At 45.2% G+C, this 21,771-nt stretch carries 26 protein-coding genes; 18 read left to right on the top strand and 8 right to left on the bottom strand.

The window, feature by feature from the left end:
* Nucleotides 1–6: 6 nt before the first annotated feature.
* Nucleotides 7–1,437 carry an aminotransferase-like domain-containing protein gene (locus tag DXN04_RS22720; RefSeq protein WP_116855698.1) on the top strand — a complete coding sequence of 477 codons (1,431 nt, stop codon included), beginning with the start codon at nucleotides 7–9 and terminating at the stop codon, nucleotides 1,435–1,437.
* Nucleotides 1,438–1,533: 96 nt separating this feature from the next.
* Here the strand turns inward: DXN04_RS22720 and DXN04_RS22725 are convergent, their stop codons facing one another.
* A complete protein-coding gene (locus tag DXN04_RS22725) occupies nucleotides 1,534–1,803 on the bottom strand; it encodes an ArsR/SmtB family transcription factor (protein ID WP_116855699.1) in 270 nt (89 codons plus the stop codon).
* A gap of 220 nt (nucleotides 1,804–2,023) precedes the next feature.
* On the opposite strand from DXN04_RS22725, the gene DXN04_RS22730 reads away from it, so the two are divergent.
* Nucleotides 2,024–3,469, top strand: coding sequence for an aminotransferase-like domain-containing protein (locus tag DXN04_RS22730; protein ID WP_158569111.1), 1,446 nt, complete (start codon nucleotides 2,024–2,026; stop codon nucleotides 3,467–3,469).
* 131 nt (nucleotides 3,470–3,600) lie between these two features.
* Here the strand turns inward: DXN04_RS22730 and DXN04_RS22735 are convergent, their stop codons facing one another.
* Nucleotides 3,601–4,218, bottom strand: a complete 618-nt coding sequence (locus DXN04_RS22735; RefSeq protein ID WP_158569112.1) for a MarR family winged helix-turn-helix transcriptional regulator — start codon at nucleotides 4,216–4,218, stop codon at nucleotides 3,601–3,603.
* A 265-nt stretch (nucleotides 4,219–4,483) separates the two neighbouring features.
* Between DXN04_RS22735 and DXN04_RS22740 the strand changes: the two genes are divergently transcribed.
* The 7 genes from DXN04_RS22740 (at nucleotide 4,484) to DXN04_RS22770 (ending at nucleotide 9,732) form a co-directional block, all read left to right on the top strand.
* Nucleotides 4,484–5,002: a hypothetical protein gene (locus DXN04_RS22740; protein ID WP_116855702.1), complete on the top strand. Its 519-nt coding sequence runs from the start codon at nucleotides 4,484–4,486 to the stop codon at nucleotides 5,000–5,002.
* Nucleotides 5,003–5,665 carry a hypothetical protein gene (locus DXN04_RS22745; RefSeq protein WP_116855703.1) on the top strand — a complete coding sequence of 221 codons (663 nt, stop codon included), beginning with the start codon at nucleotides 5,003–5,005 and terminating at the stop codon, nucleotides 5,663–5,665. It abuts the gene before it with no gap.
* Between the two features lie 15 nt (nucleotides 5,666–5,680).
* Entirely contained in the window at nucleotides 5,681–6,421 is a 741-nt protein-coding gene (locus DXN04_RS22750; protein WP_116855704.1) for a sensor histidine kinase, read from the top strand.
* Between the two features lie 141 nt (nucleotides 6,422–6,562).
* Nucleotides 6,563–7,228 (top strand): response regulator transcription factor, encoded by a 666-nt coding sequence (locus DXN04_RS22755; protein ID WP_116855705.1) that lies wholly within the window; start codon nucleotides 6,563–6,565, stop codon nucleotides 7,226–7,228.
* 195 nt (nucleotides 7,229–7,423) lie between these two features.
* Nucleotides 7,424–8,002, top strand: a complete 579-nt coding sequence (locus DXN04_RS22760) for a histidine phosphatase family protein (protein ID WP_116855706.1) — start codon at nucleotides 7,424–7,426, stop codon at nucleotides 8,000–8,002.
* A 42-nt stretch (nucleotides 8,003–8,044) separates the two neighbouring features.
* Nucleotides 8,045–8,821, top strand: coding sequence for an alpha/beta fold hydrolase (locus tag DXN04_RS22765; RefSeq protein WP_116855707.1), 777 nt, complete (start codon nucleotides 8,045–8,047; stop codon nucleotides 8,819–8,821).
* An 80-nt stretch (nucleotides 8,822–8,901) separates the two neighbouring features.
* On the top strand, nucleotides 8,902–9,732 hold the full coding sequence (locus DXN04_RS22770; protein ID WP_116855708.1) for an AraC family transcriptional regulator: 831 nt from the start codon (nucleotides 8,902–8,904) through the stop codon (nucleotides 9,730–9,732).
* A gap of 44 nt (nucleotides 9,733–9,776) precedes the next feature.
* Here DXN04_RS22770 and DXN04_RS22775 read toward each other — a convergent pair whose 3' ends face one another.
* Together DXN04_RS22775 and DXN04_RS22780 are read right to left on the bottom strand one after the other, a co-directional pair.
* Nucleotides 9,777–10,580 carry a siderophore-interacting protein gene (locus DXN04_RS22775; RefSeq protein WP_116855709.1) on the bottom strand — a complete coding sequence of 268 codons (804 nt, stop codon included), beginning with the start codon at nucleotides 10,578–10,580 and terminating at the stop codon, nucleotides 9,777–9,779.
* 181 nt (nucleotides 10,581–10,761) lie between these two features.
* Entirely contained in the window at nucleotides 10,762–11,355 is a 594-nt protein-coding gene (locus DXN04_RS22780; RefSeq protein ID WP_116855710.1) for an NAD(P)H-dependent oxidoreductase, read from the bottom strand.
* Nucleotides 11,356–11,445: 90 nt separating this feature from the next.
* On the opposite strand from DXN04_RS22780, the gene DXN04_RS22785 reads away from it, so the two are divergent.
* The 7 genes from DXN04_RS22785 (at nucleotide 11,446) to DXN04_RS22815 (ending at nucleotide 16,924) form a co-directional block, all read left to right on the top strand.
* Nucleotides 11,446–12,351 carry a LysR family transcriptional regulator gene (locus DXN04_RS22785; RefSeq protein WP_116855711.1) on the top strand — a complete coding sequence of 302 codons (906 nt, stop codon included), beginning with the start codon at nucleotides 11,446–11,448 and terminating at the stop codon, nucleotides 12,349–12,351.
* 25 nt (nucleotides 12,352–12,376) lie between these two features.
* Nucleotides 12,377–12,904: a DinB family protein gene (locus tag DXN04_RS22790; protein ID WP_116855712.1), complete on the top strand. Its 528-nt coding sequence runs from the start codon at nucleotides 12,377–12,379 to the stop codon at nucleotides 12,902–12,904.
* Nucleotides 12,905–13,138: 234 nt separating this feature from the next.
* Nucleotides 13,139–14,017, top strand: a complete 879-nt coding sequence (locus DXN04_RS22795; protein WP_116855713.1) for an AraC family transcriptional regulator — start codon at nucleotides 13,139–13,141, stop codon at nucleotides 14,015–14,017.
* A 275-nt stretch (nucleotides 14,018–14,292) separates the two neighbouring features.
* On the top strand, nucleotides 14,293–14,844 hold the full coding sequence (locus tag DXN04_RS22800; protein ID WP_116855714.1) for a phage tail protein: 552 nt from the start codon (nucleotides 14,293–14,295) through the stop codon (nucleotides 14,842–14,844).
* A gap of 33 nt (nucleotides 14,845–14,877) precedes the next feature.
* Complete coding sequence (locus DXN04_RS22805) at nucleotides 14,878–15,423, top strand: phage tail protein (protein ID WP_116855715.1); 546 nt, start codon at nucleotides 14,878–14,880, stop codon at nucleotides 15,421–15,423.
* A 29-nt stretch (nucleotides 15,424–15,452) separates the two neighbouring features.
* Entirely contained in the window at nucleotides 15,453–16,028 is a 576-nt protein-coding gene (locus DXN04_RS22810) for a phage tail protein (RefSeq protein WP_116855716.1), read from the top strand.
* Nucleotides 16,029–16,033: 5 nt separating this feature from the next.
* A complete protein-coding gene (locus DXN04_RS22815; RefSeq protein WP_116855717.1) occupies nucleotides 16,034–16,924 on the top strand; it encodes a methionyl-tRNA formyltransferase in 891 nt (296 codons plus the stop codon).
* A gap of 15 nt (nucleotides 16,925–16,939) precedes the next feature.
* Here DXN04_RS22815 and DXN04_RS35645 read toward each other — a convergent pair whose 3' ends face one another.
* The 4 genes from DXN04_RS35645 to DXN04_RS22830 are packed head-to-tail and all read right to left on the bottom strand — an operon-like array spanning nucleotide 16,940 to nucleotide 20,230.
* Nucleotides 16,940–17,065, bottom strand: coding sequence for a hypothetical protein (locus tag DXN04_RS35645; RefSeq protein ID WP_262512515.1), 126 nt, complete (start codon nucleotides 17,063–17,065; stop codon nucleotides 16,940–16,942).
* A gap of 19 nt (nucleotides 17,066–17,084) precedes the next feature.
* Nucleotides 17,085–18,908: an asparagine synthase-related protein gene (locus tag DXN04_RS22820; protein WP_116855718.1), complete on the bottom strand. Its 1,824-nt coding sequence runs from the start codon at nucleotides 18,906–18,908 to the stop codon at nucleotides 17,085–17,087.
* A 3-nt stretch (nucleotides 18,909–18,911) separates the two neighbouring features.
* A complete protein-coding gene (locus tag DXN04_RS22825; RefSeq protein WP_116855719.1) occupies nucleotides 18,912–19,331 on the bottom strand; it encodes a lasso peptide biosynthesis B2 protein in 420 nt (139 codons plus the stop codon).
* Nucleotides 19,328–20,230, bottom strand: coding sequence for a phosphoenolpyruvate carboxykinase (ATP) (locus tag DXN04_RS22830; RefSeq protein WP_116855720.1), 903 nt, complete (start codon nucleotides 20,228–20,230; stop codon nucleotides 19,328–19,330). Before DXN04_RS22830 ends, DXN04_RS22825 begins: the two co-directional genes overlap by 4 nt.
* An 83-nt stretch (nucleotides 20,231–20,313) precedes the next feature.
* Between DXN04_RS22830 and DXN04_RS22835 the strand changes: the two genes are divergently transcribed.
* Entirely contained in the window at nucleotides 20,314–20,589 is a 276-nt protein-coding gene (locus DXN04_RS22835) for a PqqD family protein (RefSeq protein WP_116855721.1), read from the top strand.
* Entirely contained in the window at nucleotides 20,589–21,737 is a 1,149-nt protein-coding gene (locus tag DXN04_RS22840; RefSeq protein ID WP_116855722.1) for a nucleotidyltransferase family protein, read from the top strand. Before DXN04_RS22835 ends, DXN04_RS22840 begins: the two co-directional genes overlap by 1 nt.
* The last annotated feature ends 34 nt before the right edge of the window (nucleotides 21,738–21,771 follow it).

Consider the following 21,771-nt stretch of genomic DNA (forward strand, 5'->3'; position numbering starts at 1 on the left):
CTTTCCATGCTAAAAACTGCTGATCATCTTTACCTGCAGATTGCAGATAATTTAGAGCAACTCATTACCAGGCAGGTGTTGAAAATGGGAGATAAACTCCCTTCTGTGCGTAATCTCAGTGAAGAAAAAGGCGTGAGCATGAGCACGGCCTTCCAGGCTTATTATCACCTGGAAAGCAAGGGCATGATTGAATCCAGGCCTAAGTCAGGATATTATGTCACCTTTTGTCCGCGGCGCATGCCGGAAATACCGAAGCAAACGGAGGCTGTCAAAAAGCCATCGGAAGTAACGGTGCATGAAATGATTTCCCGGATGTATTTACACAATTCCAATCCGGAAATCTTAAAGTTTTCATCTGCGGTATTTCCTGTAGCGCAGTTACCTACCGCGAAGATGACGAAGGCAATGGTGCAGGCCATTCATAGACTGCCCAATGGGGGCCTGATGTATGATACGCTACAGGGCAATGAGGACCTGCGCAGGCAAATTGCCCGGATGTCTATTGGCTGGGGGGGTGCGGTGACGGAAGATGATATTGTTATAGCGGCGGGTTGCTCTGATGCTTTATCACTTTGTCTTTCGGCGGTGACTCAACCGGGGGATACGATTGCCGTGGAAAGTCCGACGTACTATGGTTCTTTGCAACTGGCAGAAAACCTGGGACTAAAAGTGCTGGAGATTCCTACCCATCCCCTGACAGGTGTAGACTTAGAATACCTGAATAAGGCGATTCCTAAGTTTAAGATCAGGGCTTGTCTTTTTGTGACGAACTTCACCAATCCTCTTGGGGCCTGTATGCCGGATAGTCATAAGCAGGAACTGGTAAGGATATTAGAAAAATATGATATACCGCTGATTGAGGATGACATTTATGGTGATATGTACTTTGGCAAGGAAAGGCCGGGTGTATGTAAAACCTTTGATAAAAATGGGTTAGTGCTGTTGTGCAATTCATTTTCGAAGTCACTGGCCCCGGGATATAGGGTGGGCTGGACCCTGCCGGGGCGATATAAAGAAAAAGTTTTACGTATTAAACGTAACCGTGCTATTTCCTCTCCTTCCCTGCCGAGTGCTGCCATTGCGTGTTTTCTGGAGAATGGGCGTTATGAGTACCATTTAAGGAGCATGCGGCAGGCCTTGCATACACAATTTATGCGTCACCTGCAGGCTATTTCAGATTATTTCCCGGAAGACACCTGTGTAACCCGCCCTGGCGGGGGATTTGTATGCTGGATAGAGCTGAATCCAAAGATCAATGCCTTTGAATTATATGAACAGTCTTTGAAGCACAAGGTCATTTTTGCCCCGGGCCGGATCTTCTCCCTGCAGGACAGGTACAATAACTGCCTGAGAATTAGTTATAATAATGCATGGAGTAAAACGGTGGAAGACGGGTTAAAGACGATTGGCAAGCTGGCAAGAAAGCTAATGGTTTAAGGCATTAACTGGCAAGAAAGCTAATGGTTTAAAGCATTAATTGGCAAGAAAGCTAATGGCTTAAGGCATTAAAAAGTAAGTTATTGGCCTGAGGCATTAACTCAATTGTGAAAAAAAGGTAGAAAGATACTTCATCATCTCCTTATTAATTGTCAATTGTACGTTTCTTCCGGTCTTATCATATATTAATATACCGCTGTCTACCAATATCTTAATATGGTGGGAAACCGTGGGTTGGGACAAGCCAGTCAGCTCTGTGATATCACAACACTGTATAGCAGGCTGCCTGGAAGCCGCCAGCAGTATGGACAAACGGTGTTTATCGGCAATTGCATTTGCTGCTTTCTCTATCATTACTGCATCCATTAGGTAAAAGTATGATAAATCTGCCAAAAGACAGGAGCTGCCTGTGTATCACTTTCATTTACCCTTTAAAAGCGTATTCAATCTCCCCGGGCTTACCTATAGCAAAGCACGGGGGTATTGGGCCCTGGAAAAAAACTTTTAAAAAGCCCCCCAAAATTACAAATCGTTAACAACCGTAACTTTTTCTACTGCGTATATGGTAGAACACCTTAAGCCAACCATGAAGCATCATAGTCAGGTACATCTACAATTGTCAGTGAATAGTGAGGTTCCGATTTATCAACAGATCAAATCTTACATCATTAACGAAATCAAGCGGGGGCGACTGTTGCCCGGCGCTCAGTTACCAGGTAGCCGCGTTCTTGCACAGCAATTACGTGTGAACCGGAACACCGTCATTCTCGCGTATGAGCATTTAGCCGCTGACGGCTGGATTGCCACTCAATATAAGAGTGGTACACGGATCAGTGATCCCATTCCCCAGGAGCTGGTGCCCTCAGGTTTCCCTGAGGCAGATGCCAAACCTGCGCTGGACATCACTTTCCGAAAGTTTGATCCACCACAGCCCTTACCTTATAATAATGGTACATTCGATACCGTATTCGACGATGGTCAACCAGATGGACGTCTTTCGCCAATACCGGAACTCACCCGCGAGGTGAGGAAGATCCTGCACCAGCAAACGAGCAAATCGCACCTGAAGAATTACAACGAAAGGGGCAATGAGCAACTGTTGCAGGAAATTAACCTGGTATTGAACAACGACAGGGGGCTTGCTGCGGTACCTGAGAATATATGTGTTACACACGGGCACCAGGATTCCCTGTTTCTCGTAGCGCAGACACTGATCTTCCCGGGTGATCATGTGGCTGTAGAGCATCCGGGCTATCAGCCTGCATGGGATGCTTTCAGGCTCACGGGCGCTCATCTTCATTATATTCCTGTTGATGAACATGGGATTGACGTAGAGGCACTGGCAGTAGTATGTCAGCATACTTCGCTCAAAGCCGTGTACATCACACCGCATCACCAGTATCCGACTACGACTACCCTGCCGGCAGCAAGAAGGCAGCAGTTGCTGACACTGAGTGAGCAATATCAATTTATGATCATTGAAGATGATTATGATCATAATTATCACTTCGATGCACAACCGGTATTGCCGGTAGCTGGTATGCCGCATGCAGACAATGTGGTGTATATCGGTAGTGTAGCGCCTTCTATCCCCCTGAGTTTTGTGTATGGCCCGGTTGAGTTTATCCATTCACTGGCTTCGTGCCAGATGGTGGTGAGTCAGCAACGGGATCGCCTGCTGGAACAAGGGATGGCCAACCTGATGGCTGAGGGCGAGATCAGGAGGTACCTGCAGCAGTCACACGCTACGTACAAAAAGCGACTGGCATTGTTTTCGGGGATCCTGGAAGTGAATTTTAACGGGATTGCGGATTTCACCGTTCCCAAAGGCGGCCTGGCTATCTGGATGCAACTGCATCAGCCGGTTCAGGTATCCCAGTTGTATGCAGCGGGGATCTATATTGTAAATCCATATAGTTTTTATGCGCCGCAATTTACCGGGCAGACAGGGCTAAGACTTGGATTTGCATCGCTGGAAGAGCATGCGATTGTAAAGGGCTTAGATAAGTTAGCGAAAATCTTACAACGATAAAGCCTCTTCTACCTTTGGTTTGAAGGAATGCGTTCAGATTGGCTTCCTGTACAACTTTATATCGATACGCCCTCTTATACTTGGATATGGAGATTAACCGGAAAAGGCAGTGTCACTGCCTTTTTCTTTTTTTATGACAAGGAAGAATGGTACATACAGTCTATCTGTAATTCTGCCGAAGTAAGTGCCTTATTCAGGAACAGGCAATTATGCTGTCTCTTTTTATTCCCCTGGTAGTGGGCACAGGTATAGCACATTCTTTGTAAGCCCCCACTCTCTTTATTCATCAGTCCTGCTATCATTGCAAACAGGGTTTGATAGAGATTATTCTTTTCAAAACCAGGACGTTTTTCCAACACTTCAGTTAATGGTGCTGCATATTCCTCAGCTTTGGACAGGAGTTCCTGGCCGGCTTCCGTGGGAGACATGGAGAAACTACGTCTGTCACGTTTGTCAGGTTGCATATTCAGTAAACCTTTTGAGACAAGGGAGGCGACTGCATCGCTGATGGTAGGCCGGCTTAGTTGTAATTCGGTGGCGATGTGTGCCACTTTGTTCAGTTCTGCGGGATGGTAGCCTATGAAAAGCAGGATCTGTAACTGAAGGGGGGTGAGTCCCAGGGTACGCGCCTGCTCCCATTGAAGGGCTTTCAGCATGTCGCTGAGCCGCTGTAAAGATAATACAAGTCTGGCATCCAGGCTATGAAGCTGCTGTTCCGGACTAAAGTTGGATGGTTTTTTCTGTGGCATGTAAGGGTGCAAAAGTAAAGTGGTTAAAATTGAGAGATAAGGTCCAGATAGAACTATTTTTAACGCAAAGTGGTTTGGTGGGAATGTGGTTATGTATGAGAGAAAATAGATACCCGTTCGCCCTGGCGGCTTAGGTGCCGGGGGACACAGCCTGTAGTCAGTAGAATAAGTTATATTTACCATTGTAACATAGGTATTTATACGCTTTTCTTTATCACCCCATTCTTCTAGCTTGCATTATCAATCATTATAAAACCGCTTATTTATGAAGCACCACAAATCCATCCGTATCTTTACGCCGGTTTTACTACTGCTATGTTTTAGCAGGTGTACCCCCAGGAACCCCGACAATTTTAAGATTCCGCTGGATAAAGCGCGCGCCAGCCGTCATGTGATTTCCCTGCAGGAAGCTGAGAACCTGACGAATGGATTTCAGCGTGGTAAAAAAGAATTGCAGGCACGCCTGCAGGGCAATTATCTGGATAGTGCCTTCAACCTTCCTGATGCTGAAATGTTTAACCGGGATGCGATTGCTGCCCTGCTCAATGCCAAAGGAGCAGATGGGATCCGCATTTACCTGGGCAGGGATGAAAAAGGCCAGGTAAGGCTGGTGCTGCTGCCGGTAGATCGCAAAGGTAATGATATCCATACCACCCTTGTAAGCCGTGAAACCGCCCTCAATGTACCGGGGATCCAATCAGCCAACGCTCAGGGCAACCTGCAGGCAATGGAAAGCGGTCAACGTTGTCCTCCACTTTGTAAAGATGTCGTACAACCCAAATAAATGAATAATCTAGGTGCATTCTTTGTCAGCCAGATTGTAATTATTCCATTAGTGATAGGGCTGATACGCTTCAACAAAACTGTATCGAGCTATCAGCCCTTCCTCCTTTTGCTTGCCCTGGCTTTCATTTCGGAATCTATCAGCTTTATATGCATTGAAGTATTGAACACCAGCAATGCTATCCCTTTCAACCTTTATGGGCTGGCAGAATGTATGGTTGTACTGTATCAGTTTTATGTATGGGGTTTTCTCAAGCGGAAATTCCGGCTCTATATCGTACTGGTCACCGGTCTCACGCTGGGTTGGGTGACGGAAAACCTCCTATTTGCACAGATTGAAAATTTCAGTCCCGTTTTCAGGGTGACATATGCTTTTATTGCCGTGCTGCTTAGCATCAATGAAATCAATTACCTGATTGTACAGGACAACAAGAACCTCCTGCGCAATTCGCGCTTTCTCATCTGCATGGGGTTTATTATCATTTTTATTTACCAGATCATCTATGAAGCCTCTTTCTTTGTGGGATCAGACACGATATTGACACTGAAGATTGTTTTTATGTTCAATTATATCAATGCTTTTGTAAATTTGATCTACGTGCTCGCTGTGTTGTTTATCCCCGTCAAGACTGCATATTACTTTAAGAAACACTTTGAAGCGTAGCATCACTATTGCCCCATGGATGATAAGATCTTTTATACGACCGTATTTATTTCACTGCTGATAGCGGTCATTATTATATTTTTTGTCGTCTCCATTATTCTTTACCATCGCCGGTATATACAGCTGCAAAGAGAGCGGATTGTAGCGGAAATCACGATCCTGGAAAATGAACGTAAACGTATTGCTGCTGACCTGCATGACAGTATGGGTCCCCTCCTTTCTACCATCAAGTTGAACATCAACAGCATCCAGGTGAATGATGAGCATGACAAAATGGTGATTGCAAAATCGGGCACTTACATTGATGAAGTGATCAGGGGTTTGCGGCAAATCTCTCACAACCTGCTGCCAGCTACGCTGGAAAGAAAAGGGCTGGCGGATGCGCTGCATGAGTTTATCAGGCAGGTGAGTGTGAAAGCGCAACTGGATATACGATTTCATACTTCCGGTCAGATCAGTATACCGCCGGAGAAAGAGATTCATGTATTCCGGATTATACAGGAGATTACGCATAATACCCTGAAGCATGCTAAAGCGACACAGTTGCAGATCGTACTGAGCCGGGAGGATGGGTTCTTCCTGGTGCTGGTGAAGGAGAATGGGATAGGATTTGATGTGAGAAAGGTCAAAGCGGAATCGACAGGGTTAGGGATGAAAAGTCTGGCGATCAGGACGGATATTCTGAATGGGAACTTGTCGATTGAATCGGCACCGGGACAAGGAACTAATTATTTCATCAGGATTCCGGTGGGATGAGTAAGGCATGATGCATTAAAGCCTGGTAAAGAGTGATAAGGGGCTGAGGAAATGGTGAATGAACAATTTCATTAAAATTCCCGCAGGATGATGTAATTTTACCCTCATACCGATACCATTACCCCAAAAGATTCAACTAACATGTACGACATCCGATTAGTGATAGCCGATGATCACGAGATATTCCGCGATGGCCTGGCACTGATGCTTTCCAGACAACCCAATATTAATCTGGTAGGTCAGGCAGGCGATGGCAGGGAATTGCTGGAACTATTGGCAACAACGGAAGTGGATGTGGTCATGACTGACCTGAAGATGCCCCTGATGGATGGTATTACCGCTACCCGCACTTTATTGCAACGCTATCCCCATGTCAGGATTATTGCCCTTTCTATGTTTGACGAAGAAGAGCTGATTGTGGAAATGCTGGAAGCAGGAGCCAAAGGTTACCTGCTTAAAAATGCTGACAAACAGGAGATTATTGAAGCGATTACCAGTGTTTTTGATGATAAGATTTTTTATTGCAGGCAGACGAGTTCCAAGCTGGCGGCAATGATTGTAAAAAGTAGGTTCAACCCTTACCGTGATGCACCACCGATAACTTTTACAGACAGGGAAAAAGAGATTATCAGGCTGATTTGCCTGCAGTACACGGCGCAGCAGATCGGGGAGAAAATCTTTTTGAGTAAAAGAACGGTGGAAGGGCATCGTACAAGGATCCTGGAGAAGATGAATGTGAAGAATACGGCGGGTGTGGTGGTGTTTGCCTTGAAGAATAACCTGATCAGCGAAGCGGAATTGTTGTAAAAGCCACTTTCCTCTTAATACTCATTTCATTATTACGCCTCAATCATTGACTATTAATATTAATTATAAATACTCATTTATGAAATGAGTCCTGATAAATTATCACCCAATACGCCTTCAGCTGATTCTGAACGCCCCCTATTGTAAAAGCCCCCCTCCTTGATTACATTTGTGTCCTATCAACAATAAGGACCTATGACACGTATCACGATCATCCGACACGGGAGTACTTCATGGAACAAGCAAGGCAGAATGCAGGGCAGCACAGATATACCGCTGGATGAAGAAGGTATCGAACAGGCCCGGAAACTGGGAGCTAAACTGGCCACTGAACAAGGCTGGGACCTTATTTTCACCAGCCACCTGTCCAGGGCTAAAAAGACCGGGGAAATCATTGCGGAAGCCATCGGCCTTTCTCCTGTATTGACAGACGAAAGACTCCGGGAAGTTTCCGGGGGCCTGACAGAAGGCACGGTGGAAGAAGACAGGATAGCCAAATGGGGACCTGACTGGCGACAACTGGACCTGGGCATTGAAGCCCCTGATGCAGTACATGAAAGAGGGGTCTCCTTTATGAAGGACCTGCTGGAAGAACATGCCGGCAAACAGATTCTCATTGTGAGTCATGGAAGCTTTATCCGTCACATGCTCCGCCACCTGACACCGGATTTTGTGTTGACCGAACACCTGCAGAATACAGGGGTATCAAGGTTTGTAGTGGAAGATACAAAATGGTCCTGCGACCTGTACAATTGTACGAAGCACCTGGATTAAGAGATTTATCCTATATTGAGCCCTACACCCAATTCCCCCGTTATGCAAGCTACTACTTCCGGGTACGCGCCCGCCAATGGTTTAGACCTCTATTACGAAATTTATGGCAGTGGAGAGCCGCTGGTTTTGATTCACGGCGGTGGATCGACTATTGAAAGCAATTTTGGTTATTTCATACCCCTGCTGGCGGCTGACAGGCAGATTATTGCCATGGAGCTGCAGGCACACGGGCATACTAAAGACAGGGGTACACCTACTTCTTTTGAGCAGGATGCTGATGATGTAGCTGCATTGCTGGCATTTTTAAAGATCCCGCAGGCGGAGATCCTGGGCTTTAGCAATGGCGGGAATACCGCGATGCAATTGGCAGCACGCCATCCGCAGCTGGTTAAAAAACTGGTGATAGCATCCTCATTTTTCAAAAGGGAGGGCCTGTTTAAAGGATTCTTTGATTTTATGAATACGGCAAGTCTGGCGAATATGCCCATGGGACTGCAGGAGGCATACCTGGCGATCAATAATGATCGTGCTGCGCTGGAGATCATGCATAATCGTGACCGGGACAGGATGATAGCATTTACAGACTGGCCGGATGAGATGCTGCGGAATATTACGGTGCCTACCCTGATTATTGGAGGGGACCAGGATGTAATGACCCCGGAGCACTTTGTGGAGATGTTCAGGTTATTTCCGAATGCACAGCTGGCGATCCTGCCGGGCGGGCATGGAGGCTATCTCGGAGAGGTAACGCAAAGGCATTTGTCAGGTGAGCAGCCGGAAATAGCGGCGAAGCTGATTTTAACGTTTTTGAAGGGCTGAGGATCAACCCTGTTTTTGAAGCGCCGAGGATAAGCCCTGTTTTTGACATTTCCTTTCTCATTGTTATGTAACTTGCAGGCATGATCAAGTACAGGCAATTTGAACCGGTAATCATTGAGACAAGGGAAATCCTGACAGAAGCATATACTACTCATAGCCACACCTATCATGAATTCTTCCTGATCCGGTCCGGAACAGGCAAACATATATTCCGCAACCAGGAGGTTTCTTTCCAAAAAGGAGACCTCTTTTTTATTGCGCCAGGTGAGCCACATTCCTTCGTTATTCCCCGTGCAGCTAAAGCGACCCTGATCAAATACAGTGATGACCTGCGCTCTCTCCTGAAGACCTATGTCAACAAATGGGATATTGACGGCGTAGTCATGGCCAGTGCCAAATCGCCACTGAATGCATTCATTTCTTTGAGCACTGAAGACAAGGTGATTGTGACCCATATCTTCAATGCGCTGGAAGCCATGAAAGACCAGACGATGCTGAATGAACAACTCATCCTGCACCAGCTGGTTTCCCTTATTGTGATCATGGAACGGAATCTTACTGACAGGCGTTATCCTAATTCTGACAAACTTATTGTAGACCAGATGGTCAAGCATATCCATAAGCATATGAAGCAGCCATTGCTGCTGACTTCACAGCACATGTCGGCGTTGTTCAACATTCCCGTTACTTATATCGGCACCTATTTTAAGCGGCATATGGGGCAGTCATTGAAGGCATATATCAATGAGTGCAGGATGGTGATGATAGGGCGCATGATCAGGAAGAATGATGTTCCGATTTCAGTGATCAGCCATGACTTTGGGTTTACGGATGAAAGCCATTTCCTGAAAACGTTTAAGAAGTTTTACCAGATGAGTCCTACGGCCTATAAGAAAGCGGCGTTATCGTAATGGACGGTGGTTCCGGAATGACAATTTTACAGAGAACAGGGGATCTAACTTTTCATCGTTGCTGAGCGCTCCATCATAGACCGGTCCTCTGTTTCCCCGTGTTTCCAGTAAGCATAAGCCTGCCAGTTTTCCCGCTTTATACCGTGGTGCTTACGGAGTTTATCCTGTATTTCATTGACTGCTTTGTGTTCTGCAAAAGTATAGAGATATGCACCTGTGTTCAACTTGTCAGCAATAGTATCAAATGCCGCCGGTAAATTGGAACGCTCACCGGGATGGGCATTAAACAACCAGGTCACACCAATAGCAGCAGGTTTATTTAATGGTAATACATCGGCTTTCTCATGCACTTCTATATAGGCATGCCCTTTTGCAGCGGGATCTAATTTCTCCAGCAAGGCACTAATCACAGGCAATGCACTATGATCTCCAAAGAAATAATATTCATCGGCAGGCTTCATTAATTTTTTCCTGCCTGCTTTCATCAGCACACCCAGTTCATCGCCAGGTGCGGCATTCATCGCCCATGCAGCAGCAGGTCCGGGGTTTTCATGTACAACGAAGTCAATCGCCATCTCCCCTTTTTCTGCATTGAATGAGCGCATGGTATAGGTTCTTATCACCTGGTTAGGATAATCAAACAGGCCGCGTGTAGCCATATCTGGTAATTCAATACGTACTGATTTATTTTTTGGGAGGATGATCTTGTTGTTGTCGCCGGTTTCGGCTTGCTGGTAGATCAGGATATCATCGCCAGTAAGGATGATGCGGATGTAATGAGGGCTTAGTTGTTCCCTGCGCTTAACTTTCAGGATGGCCCGCATGAGGCTGTTGGGATCGGTTTGCATTGTTGATTAATTTTCAACAAAATTCCGGATAGTGTGGCAGGTATTTTGGTAAATTTTAAATAAACGCTGGTAAATATTTATTATCCTGGGAAAATAAAGAGGTGGTATTCAAAAGTAAATGGGCTACTAACTTTCAGAAATATACACATCATTTCTAAAAGCCAGCAGCCACCATAAAATTTTAGTTTTTAAATACTTTTTCCAGGTGTGCGTTATACCTGTTCAGATCTGTATTGATATCTGCATTCTTCTCTACGTCATGAAAGTGCAGGCTCTCCAGGGGAGTCATACCTGTAAATGCGTTCATGCGATGGAAGCCAAAGAGCACGCCTTCATCCACAGACTTTTCCTGGAAGAATTCACCAGGCAGGGTGAAGGCAGTAGCCGGCGCATTCCAGGAGGTAGTGAGCAGGTATTTACGACCCTGCAGCATCCCACCTGTACCGTAATTGACAGCAGGGTTTTCTGCTTTACGGCCATCACTGCGATAGATGCCTTTGCCCTGGCCGGCAGTAAACACTACATCAAGGTACTTCTTGAACCCATGTGGTAATCCAAACCACCATACTGGTGTATGATAGATGACTGTATCTGCCCAGACGAAGTTTTCCACTTCCTTTTCCGGAACGTAGTCACTGTTGATATCGGTGTAACGTACTTCATATCCTTCCTTCGCGCCAAAGAATGCCTGTGTGGCATCTGCTATTGTTTTATTAAAGCGGCCGCCGGAGTGACCGAATACCTGTCCGCCATTTATTACGAAGATCTTTTTCATTGTCATTTTCGATTTACAATGCAAAACTAGGACGAGGCTATCTACTATTAAAATAATATAAATTATACCTTTGCATCATAATTCTGATAGATGGTAAATCTTGAATGGTTCCGAACCTTTAAAACTATATATGAGACTGGTAGTCTCACAGGCGCTGCAGAAGCGCTATACGTGTCGCAGCCGGGGATCAGCCTGCACCTCAGTTCGCTGGAAGCGTATGTCGGGCATAAGTTATTCGACCGCAGTTCCCGTAAACTGATTGCTACTGAGCGGGGGAAGCTGCTGTACAATTATATTCTCGAGGCCCTGAATAAACTGGAGGTAGCAGAGCAACACTTTCATCGCAGTACGGAAGCAGAGCGGCCTACGGTGAGTGTGGGGATGTGTTTTGAGACGTTTCAGTTTACGCTGGAGCCGTACCTGCCTACCTTGCCTTTTAATGTGATCATTAAGTTCGGGGAGTACCCTGAAATGCTGAGTGACCTGGATGCGGGAATCCTGGACCTGATTATCACGCCGCAGAAGGGTGATTATCCGCAATTGCGTTACGAGCCTTTTTTCAAGGAAAGGATCGTGGTGGTGGCTGGGGCAAAGACCAATACCGGCAGGTTTAAAAAACTGCTAAAAAAGGGCGATAAACAGGAAATACAGGACTGGCTGAAATCGCAAACCTGGTATGGTACGACGGGAGATATGGAGCACCTGAGGCGATTCTGGTTCAATAATTTTGACAAGCGCCCGGATTTTAAGCCTAATTATATTGTACCAAATATCTGTTCCATCTTACGTTGCCTGAGTGTAGGTGAAGGCATTGCCGTAGTACCGGATTTTCTGGCCCAAAAAGAGCTGAACGAGGAAAAGATAAGGGTGATATGGGAAGGCAGTAAGATCCATGAAAATACGCTCTATTTTGGCACCAGGAAGAAGAGCATCTACGAGCAGGAGATTGCAAAGGTAAAGGAGATCTTTTTGCGTGAAATGGTAAAAGGTGATTAAATTCGGTTTCTAAAACCTGTAATTCATGAAAGTAGCAACGATGTACCTCCTTGCGGTATTGCTGAGCGCCACCAGCATTGCCAAAGCACAGACGCAAAACGAAGCGCTCGTCAAAGAATGGGAAAGGGCGAAAGCTTACACAAAAGAGTACCTGGATGCGATGCCGGAGAAAGATTTCGGGCTGAAACCTACCCCAGAGATGCGTTCTTTTGCCGACCAGTTTCTACACCTTACAGATGCGAACTACGCCTTCATTGCTGCGGCCAGCGGACAGAAGAGCCCAGTAAATCCCGGTGATTCAGAAAAATCTACTGACAAGTCCAAAGCGGCAGTTACCAAAGCGGTGATGGACGGGTATGATTTTGCGATTGCGAGCATTCAAAAGATTCCTGCTTCGCAGCTGAATGACAAGATAAGTCTGTTTGGGAAATTTGAATTAACGAAACAACAGGCCATTGAGAAAGCGTTTGAGCACCAGACGCATCACAGGGGTCAGGCCACGGTTTATCTCAGGCTGGCCGGGGTAAAACCACCACAGGAAAAATTGATCTGATGAAATTAAAGAGGTTGAATCAGTAAAATCACCACAGGAGAAATTGATCTGATGAAATTAAAGAGGTTGTATCAAAAGTAAAATTCCCGGAATTTAATCCGGGTACCTGAAGGAGAGAATTTTTGTTTATGTAATTCTCAATGTCTTCAGATTACTTTTGATTCAGCCTCTTTTTAGTTACAAAAAGTTGAGGGGTATATACGGAAACAGCATTGGAAGATTTAATTTTAGGGCATGAATACGCTGCCAGTACCTGTTTATACTTTAGAGCAGGATGAGTTTATGAGTAACGGTCAATTTAAGGTCTATCACTTTGAAGGCGATTTTCCTGACCGCTCGGAATTGTTGATCCCTCACCGTAAGGACCATTACCTGATCGCCTTTATCCGGAAGGCGGGCAGCCGGCAATGGATTGATATGAATTCTTTTGAACTGAAGGAACATACGGTCTACTTTTTCGGACCGCACCAGGTGATTGTGAAGGAAGAGATCAAACAACTGTGGAGTACAGGCATTGCCTTTACAAAAGAGTTCCTGTCACTACATGGCAACAGTGCTTTATTACAGCTACCCCTGATCGTAAATCCTTATAATGGATATGCGCTGGAGCTAACGGCCACTGATATCATTTTCATCGAAGAATTATTACAAAAGATCATTGCGGAGTACAGGCAAAAGGGGGACTGGCAGCAGCGGATGCTGAGTGCTTACCTGACCGTGTTGCTGACATACCTGAGCAGGCTTTATACAGCCCAATACAAAGGCGATGAGCTCAGCAATGAACAGCAATTATTAAAACGCTTCCAGGCAAAGATTGATGAATTCTATCAGCAATACCATGAAGTGAATGATTACGCATCAATGCTTAATATTTCTGCGGGTCACTTAAGTGATGTGATAAAGAGTCAAAGTGGCAAGCCTGCTATCAAGCATATTCATGATCGTTTGATCATGGAAGCAAGGCGCTTGCTCTTCCATACAGATCATCCACTGAAGGACATTTCGTTTCATCTTGGCTTTTCGGATACTTCTTATTTCAACCGATTTTTCAAACGTGAAACCGGCCTTACTCCTGCCGCTTACCGGGACCAAACGAGGGCGATATACCCTTAAGCATTAAGGTCCAATAATTCAAAATATATTTTTTGCGTTTAGGGTCATTTTGTAACTTCATCGAAGAAGGAAAAGGATGTCGTGTAGCCGGCATTTAAAATTAACAATGATTGAATAAATAATTTTTAGATTTTAAACTTTTCCTATCTTCGAACTGTTATAATTGTTTGTAAACGATCTTAATTTTTTTTTAATCCCTTAAAATAATTCAATCCCAAACACCACGTTTTATTTAGAAACCCTTTTTTATAACCACGTATTTAATCATTAACATTATGGATGGTTTCATCGGCGAAATCAGGGCATTTGGCTTTAATTTCGTGCCCACAGGTTGGCTTCCATGTGACGGGAGCACCATTTCAATTTCATCCCAGCCTACCCTCTTCGCCATTATCGGTACCCAATTTGGGGGAAACGGCACAAGTACTTTCATGCTGCCTGATTTAAGAGGCGTATCTGCTGTCGGCGTAAATGTGCAACAGTCAGGATACAACGTTCCAGGTATTACAGGGGGAACGGAAACAGTTACACTTACGACCAACACTATTCCGGCGCATAACCACCTTGTCGGAGCCGTGACGCGTTCCAGCGCTGCACAGGTATCAGCGGCTACGAATGTTCCGGGATCTGGTTCTTACCTCACCAATGCCTATTCTTCAGGACTTAGTCAGGGTATTATTGCTTATGCTGATACTGCAGGAACAAGCGCTCTCAACCCCCAGAGCATTAGCCTCAGTGGCGGAACTCAGGCACACAATAATATGTCGCCCAACCTGGCTATGACTTATTGTATTTGTGTAGAGGGGATATTTCCACAACACCCCTGATTTATTATTTTTTTACCCCAATTCAATTATCTTATGGAAAATTATCTCGGAGAGATCCGTGCGTTTAGTTTTGGGCAAGCCCCCATAGGCTGGTTACCCTGCAGCGGACAACTCTTACCTATTGCTCAGAACCAGGCCTTGTTTGCATTGCTCGGCATCTATTATGGCGGAAACGGCACCACTAATTTCCAGTTGCCTAACTTAAACGGAAGAACTATTATTGGCACAGGTACCAGTAAGAGTGGTACCAATTATCCTATTGGTCAGGCGGGTGGTGCAGAAACTGTAACCTTGACCCTTAACCAGTTGCCACAACACAATCACCTGGTGCGCACCAATAATGTTTATGATCTGGGTAGCCCTTCTACCAACTTCTTAGGGAATCCGAATATAAAAGGTACATCACCTGTCAGTAACAAAGCCAATGTCAATTTATATTCCCCGAATCCTGGTACCCTGACACAAATGGGCCCTTGTATTAGTTCTGCAGGTAGTAACCAGGCCCATGAAAACAGGCAGCCCTACCTGGTGGTAAATTATTGCATTGCCACACGTGGCATCTTCCCATCCAGGCAATAGCATTTCCCAATAACCTCAAAAAATAATTTATGGATAATTACATTGGAGAGATAAGAATTTTTGCCGGCAATTATGCTCCGGTAGGCTGGTCATTCTGTAATGGCAGCCTGCTTTCGATTTCTGTTAACCAGGCATTGTTCGCACTTATTGGCACAACATATGGTGGCGATGGCATTAATACTTTTGCCTTACCTGATCTGCGTCAGCGAATCGGTTATCACCAAGGCACCCTACAGGGAGGAAGTACCTATACCCTTGGGCAACAATCAGGCGTTGCAAATGTAACCCTGCTTTCTTCACAAATGCCTTCCCATACCCACAACCTGGTGGCAAGCAGCGACAATGCGACTACCGGGGATCCTACCAATGCATTCCTTGCGAATACAAATGGTACTACCAGTACTCCTCCACCTCCTACCCCCTACCCTGATGTAAAATTGTATACGACTTTACCATTGCCATCAGGACCTACAGCGCCGAATGTGACCCTTGATGCTGCTACTTTATCTGTTACGGGCGGCACATTACCGCACGATAATATGATGCCTTATGTAACCATTAATTATATCATCGCGCTGGAGGGTATATTCCCCAGCTTCTCATAACTGGTATGACTATAGGAATTATTACAAGCAGTGATCAGTTTCTATCACTGGCGTACACACTTGCAAATAACAATTTGCAGGTGTGTATCTATTATGCCCAGGGGCAGGATGCTTATGTAAACCAGAAGGTGCAGGCACTTGCAGCACGTTTTCAATTAGTATGCGGCCAACAGCAGGAAGATGTATATAACTGGCTGGAGCAGGTAAAACCCGGTATTGTGTTTGTATATGGCTATCCATTTTTACTGGATGTAGCAAAATTTTCTATTCCTGTATTTAATATACATGCAGGGGCGCTTCCCGCTTTCAGGGGACCGGTGCCGGTATTCTGGCAGTTGAAAATGGGAATGCCACAGCTATGCCTCAGTATCCATGTATTAAGTTCAAGGTTTGATGCAGGTACTGTAGTTTGGACGAAGCAGATTGCTGATCAGCCCCATTATACCTATGCACTGGTGCACCAGATCTTTAGTCAGCTGGTGGTGGAGGGCGTATATTATATTTTAAATGCGGTGCTTTCAGGAAAGTCACTGGATCCGGTACCGGCTCAGGGGAAGGGAGCCTATCAAAAGCGCCCCCAGGCAAAGGATGTGCAGATTGACTGGAGCAGGATGCCGGCCAAGGAAATATGTAACCTGATCAGGGCCTGTAATCCATGGAATAAGGGTGCGGCGGCGAATATGAATAACCAGCAGATTAAGATCATGGATGGTTTAGTGACCGGGCAAACGACGACTTTGCCCCCAGGCAGCGTGGTCAATGAAGGAACACAATTGTGGATAGCTGCTGCAGATGGGCAGTTCGTCCAGGTCAATATGCTGCTACTGGAAGACATGTTTATACCGGCGTACCAGGCTGCTTATTATGGAATTAAAAAAGGACTCATTTTGCAATGAGTCCTTTCTTTCTAATCAGGCGCTTATCTCTGATCCGAAATCAAAACCGGCAGCACCGCCTCCGAGGGTAATGTCGTTTACTTCGTAAACTTTCAAATCTGGTGCTGTCCATACTGGTTTTTGGGTTGTTTGTTCGTTCATGATTGTTTGATTTAAATGATTAGGGTATCAAAAATCCTTTTTGGGCCAGTTCAGCCAATATTTCGCTGGCTATTACTGATTGATTTGTTCTGAGGATAGCCATGTCTTTTCTGTTTGTGTGATTTAATGTTAGTCCATCCCTGGATAGATAACGCTGGAATGCCAGGATATGTTTATCCGAAGCTCCTATTTCCCGGATGTAATCTCCATGTTTGTGTACACGGGAAATATAATCGGGGGAATACATGCCCTTGTCTCTTCTCCACAGTACTTCGTCTGGCACAATGCCCTGCATGGCATGCCGGATAAAACTTCTTTTGTATCCTCCTTTTACGTACAGGTGGGCCGGCACATCAATCATGAATTCCATGATTTTTTTGTCCAGCAATGGAACGGCGCTTTGCATGCCAAACCGTTCATTGCGTTTTGCAAGCATCGCAGGGAATATGCCTGTTCTGCCACTGCGGAGATTGCCACACATATGAGCGGTGATATCATCTACTCCGTTAAAGGATAATCCTGTCTTATATCTCTGGAAAAACTGATGCTGCAGGAAAGGGGCTTCTACTGGTTCCGGTTTTCCCTTTTTCCTTGCCTGCACAACTACTTCTCTTTTGATGATATCGGGTATTTTCTTTTTTTCTTTATGAGAGAACTGCCTGATTAATTTCCAGGCAGTGAGCAGGTGTCCGCTTTTTACCAGGTTGCAGATAACAGGATTACCTTTCCATGATACCCAATGATCTCCGCCGAAGCCGGTATAGAGCAGGCCTACCTGTTTTTCCTTTGCAGCTTCCAGTATTGCATGGTCCATGTAGTAAAACACGTTGGGGAATGTTTCATCCCTTTCAAAGGCTGCAACAATGCCATCAAAAGGACTATAGGAGTTAGCTGTTACATATGTCTGGATCAGATTCGGGCAATGGTTGCCAATCAGTTCTATATATCTTCGTTCATCATCTTCTTCGGGGTGGTGTTTTTCAGGTAGGATGGAAGAAAATGCATAAAGTGCCTGGTTTTTTTGCTGCAATATTTTGGAAAGGATGCAGGCAATGGTTGATGAATCGAGGCCTCCACTCAGGGTGATGCCAACAGGTTTATCGGTACGGAGCCGGTTGCTTACGGCTTCATAAATGAGTTCCTGCAGGCATTCCTGCCAGTCCTGATCCTTTTTAAATTTATACCTGCCGCCGATGGGTTCCCAGTATTTGCGGATGGTCATCATGCCATTGGCTAATACCAGGGTATTGCCACCGCATAAGGTCCAAACGTCGGAATCGTAGGTAGCGGCGGGGCAGGATTGACGAAAGTAGTATTCAATCAGGCTTACTTCGTTAAACCTTGCGGGGGATGGTTTGAATGCTTCAACGCCTTTCTGTTCGCTACAGAATATAAAGACTTCGGGGGAATCGTAATAATAGAGTGCACGGAAACCAATATGGTCTGTAGCCAGGAAGCATTGTTGCGTGACTTTATTCCAGATGCAGAAGGCGAACTCACCTTCCAGGTGAGTGACACATTCTTCCTTCCATTTTTTCCAGGCATGCAGGAGCAATACGATATCGGTACAGTTGGCCGGTGCGCCGGTTTGCTGCAACAGGTAATGCCTGTTATCAAGGCGAATGTCTGCAGTAATCACAAGGTCTTCAGTCAGCAGCGGCATGCTTTGCCTTCGTTCTGCCTCATTCATGGCTAATTTGAATTGGGCCAGGGCAACGTATGGTGCTGACCATACTTCTATTCCGTCGATCGCCCTGTGTTGCAAAACTTTACTGATAAGTTGAACTGTGCCTGGTGGCAGCAGGTTGCGGCTTTTATTGATGATCCCGAATATTGCACTCATAGTTCAACTTTTGAAACAAGCAATAACAGTAAATTGTTCTAAATGTTTATTTCCGGTTACGATATAGTGGCCGCATTGTAACCAGGCATGTGCATTGAAGTTACCTTGCTGTTTGTTTTTGCTGACTCCAAAAAAGACAATGCTTTTCATCCGGCGGATTTTAAGCATAAATTTTCCTGCAAGGGCCTGTTCAAAACATTCGGTACGCCAGGGAGATTTGCGGCCTGCCAGGCGGATGGCTGTGCCTATACGGAGCAGTAGATCATCCTGGACCTCTTGCAGGCCTTCATGATCCGGGGAAGGAAGAATTTTCTTACCTAGGATGGGAGCTAGTTTTCTGAAGGGTAATAATAAGAGCATTGTTCTGGCAAGAGCCAGCCACAACCATGCTTCAGTGAACATTCTCATGTCTGTTTTATTCATATAAGCGAGCTTACATGCGAGAGCAAATCATCAGGGGCGCAATTTGCAGGTCTGGCTACCAGGTAGACAGCAGCATTTTGCAGGAGTTGCGTGATGGTCCTGAATTTTAGCACGCGCATTTTGGGGGAATTGAAAAAAGAAGGTTTATAGATATGTGCTACTACGGCTTCAAAGGCTTTGCCACCGCTGAGCTGTTCGGTTGAAAACTGGTTATTGTCACTTATTTCTAACAGGATAATTTTATTGATGGGATATTGATTAGGGTCAAAGTCATCGTGGAAGAAGAAGCCATATTTTTCCATGCCTGGCATGATGGGGAAAGAACGGTCTTCGTATGCTAATGCCTGCATACTTTGCTCCCAGAGTTTGATCATTGGGTAAGATGCAATGCCATGTGTAGGTGAATTGTCCCGATTGGCAAGCACGACTATGTCATCACTGAAAAGACGGTATTGCTTATTCATCAGGCCCGCCAGTGTAGTAGACTTCCCGGCACCGGAACGGCCGGCAATGAGGGTGAGTTTGCCATCGATCAGTATGGAGCCGGTATGCATGGGAATAATGTGCCTTTGTTGTAAGATGCCTGCCATGCCAGCATTGAGTACGAACAGGCGCAGGACTTGTGTTTCAACTTCATCATTGTCCGGCTGGATGATAATGGTATCTCCCCCACTTACATAATAACTCCCTATACCCTGTACCGTGAAGAGTAATTCCCGGTCATTGATGGTATACGAAATTCTGCCTGTGCTGAATGAAAAGCCATCCGGAGGATCGGGCATCGGGCCCATCCGGATGTTTACCTGAGCCTGCTCAAACGTGGAATCAGCAACTAGTTCAGGAAAGGGTATTTCAGATATTATCTTAAAACCAAAGCCCCAATAATTGTAATCAGACATGTGGAACGTTCGCAATTATAGTTATTTGAGATAATGCAATAATACTTATTTTTACAAAATAACCCTCTTTCAAAATAATTTACATGACACAACATGATATAGTCCACCGTAATGAAAAACAATTTATGATCAGTAATCTCGGGAATGAAATTGTATTAATGGATATCCAGCAGGGGCATTATATTAATGTGAACCCGGTAGGCAGTGTGATCTGGAATAAGCTGGCAGTTCCCATCATGGTGAAAGACCTGATTCACTCACTGGTAGAAGAGTATGGAGTATCTACCGCACAGTGTGAGGATGACACCCTGAAATTTTTGCAAAAATTGCAGCAGCATCATATGCTTAATGTACAATAATGCAGATTGAAGCAATCAGTAAGGCCAATTCCCCGGAAATAGCCTGCGTGGTTTTATGCTGCAGGATATTTATAAAGACGGCTTCGGCTGAGGAGCTGGAGCAGTTTGTGCAGGCACATGAGATGGATTGGGACGAGGTGTATAAGTATGCTGCTTTTCACCGGGTACGACCTATCCTATATAAGGTCCTGGATAATTGTAAAATTCCTGCACCCGTCCTTGGCAGGTTTCGCAATTATTGTCGGGCATTATCTGTTTTTGCTTTTGAAAGGCAGGTAGAATCTGCAAGGATTCAGCAGGTCTTAGGGCAGCAGGGAATTGTGGTTAGAATGTACAAAGGCCTGGATTTTACAAAGCTGGTGTATGGTGGGGATATCGGTATGCGTGAATTCACGGATATGGATATGATGATTGATTCCAGGCAGTTGCCAGAGCTGGCAAAAGTGATGACTGCGGAGGGATATGAATGTAGTCAGATTGAATATTTACGACGCTTTCCTGAGCATTATGTAGCCAACAAAAAGGACATTTGCTTTTACAAGCGAAGTCCCATGGGGAAATTATTTGGATTTGAGTTTCATCATCGACCGGGAAATTTCCTGATGGATCAATCTATTGGGTTTAGGGAGTTGCTTGGGCAGGATTATCTGCATCATTCCGCTCCGTTTTCGCAGGAGCAATATTACAGGCTGATGTTGTTAAATCATGGTGCCAGTGATTATTTCCCGAATTTAAGATCCCTGGTGGATATGGCGCTGTTGTCACAAAAAGGCATTGGGAGTGTGCCGGAGCAATTACGGCGTGTAGAGCGGCTATCGCAGGAATTATCAATGCGCCTGCTGGATGGTCCGGCAGCGGCGACTCCAGCCGATAATGTGGTCATGCGATGTGCAACACGGATTACTAAATTGCAGCTAACTGTTACCCTCCGTTCTGTTTGGGAGAGAAGATATATGCATATCAGGTTTAGTGCTTCTTTTTCTGATACCTTTCGCATGGCGATGAAATTTTTGCATTACTTAATGTTGCCAAATGAACTGGATATTAACGGTGTTCAGTTATTTTCATTTAAGTTATATTATTTAGCTAAAATGGTCAGATGTGTAAATTTTCCGGGAAGATTTAAGAAGGTTTTTAGCAGGGTCTGATCATAAACCGGAAAATGTACCATGAAAACCGTTG

The organism is Chitinophaga silvisoli (assembly GCF_003412465.1).
GTDB classification, from domain to species: domain Bacteria; phylum Bacteroidota; class Bacteroidia; order Chitinophagales; family Chitinophagaceae; genus Chitinophaga; species Chitinophaga silvisoli.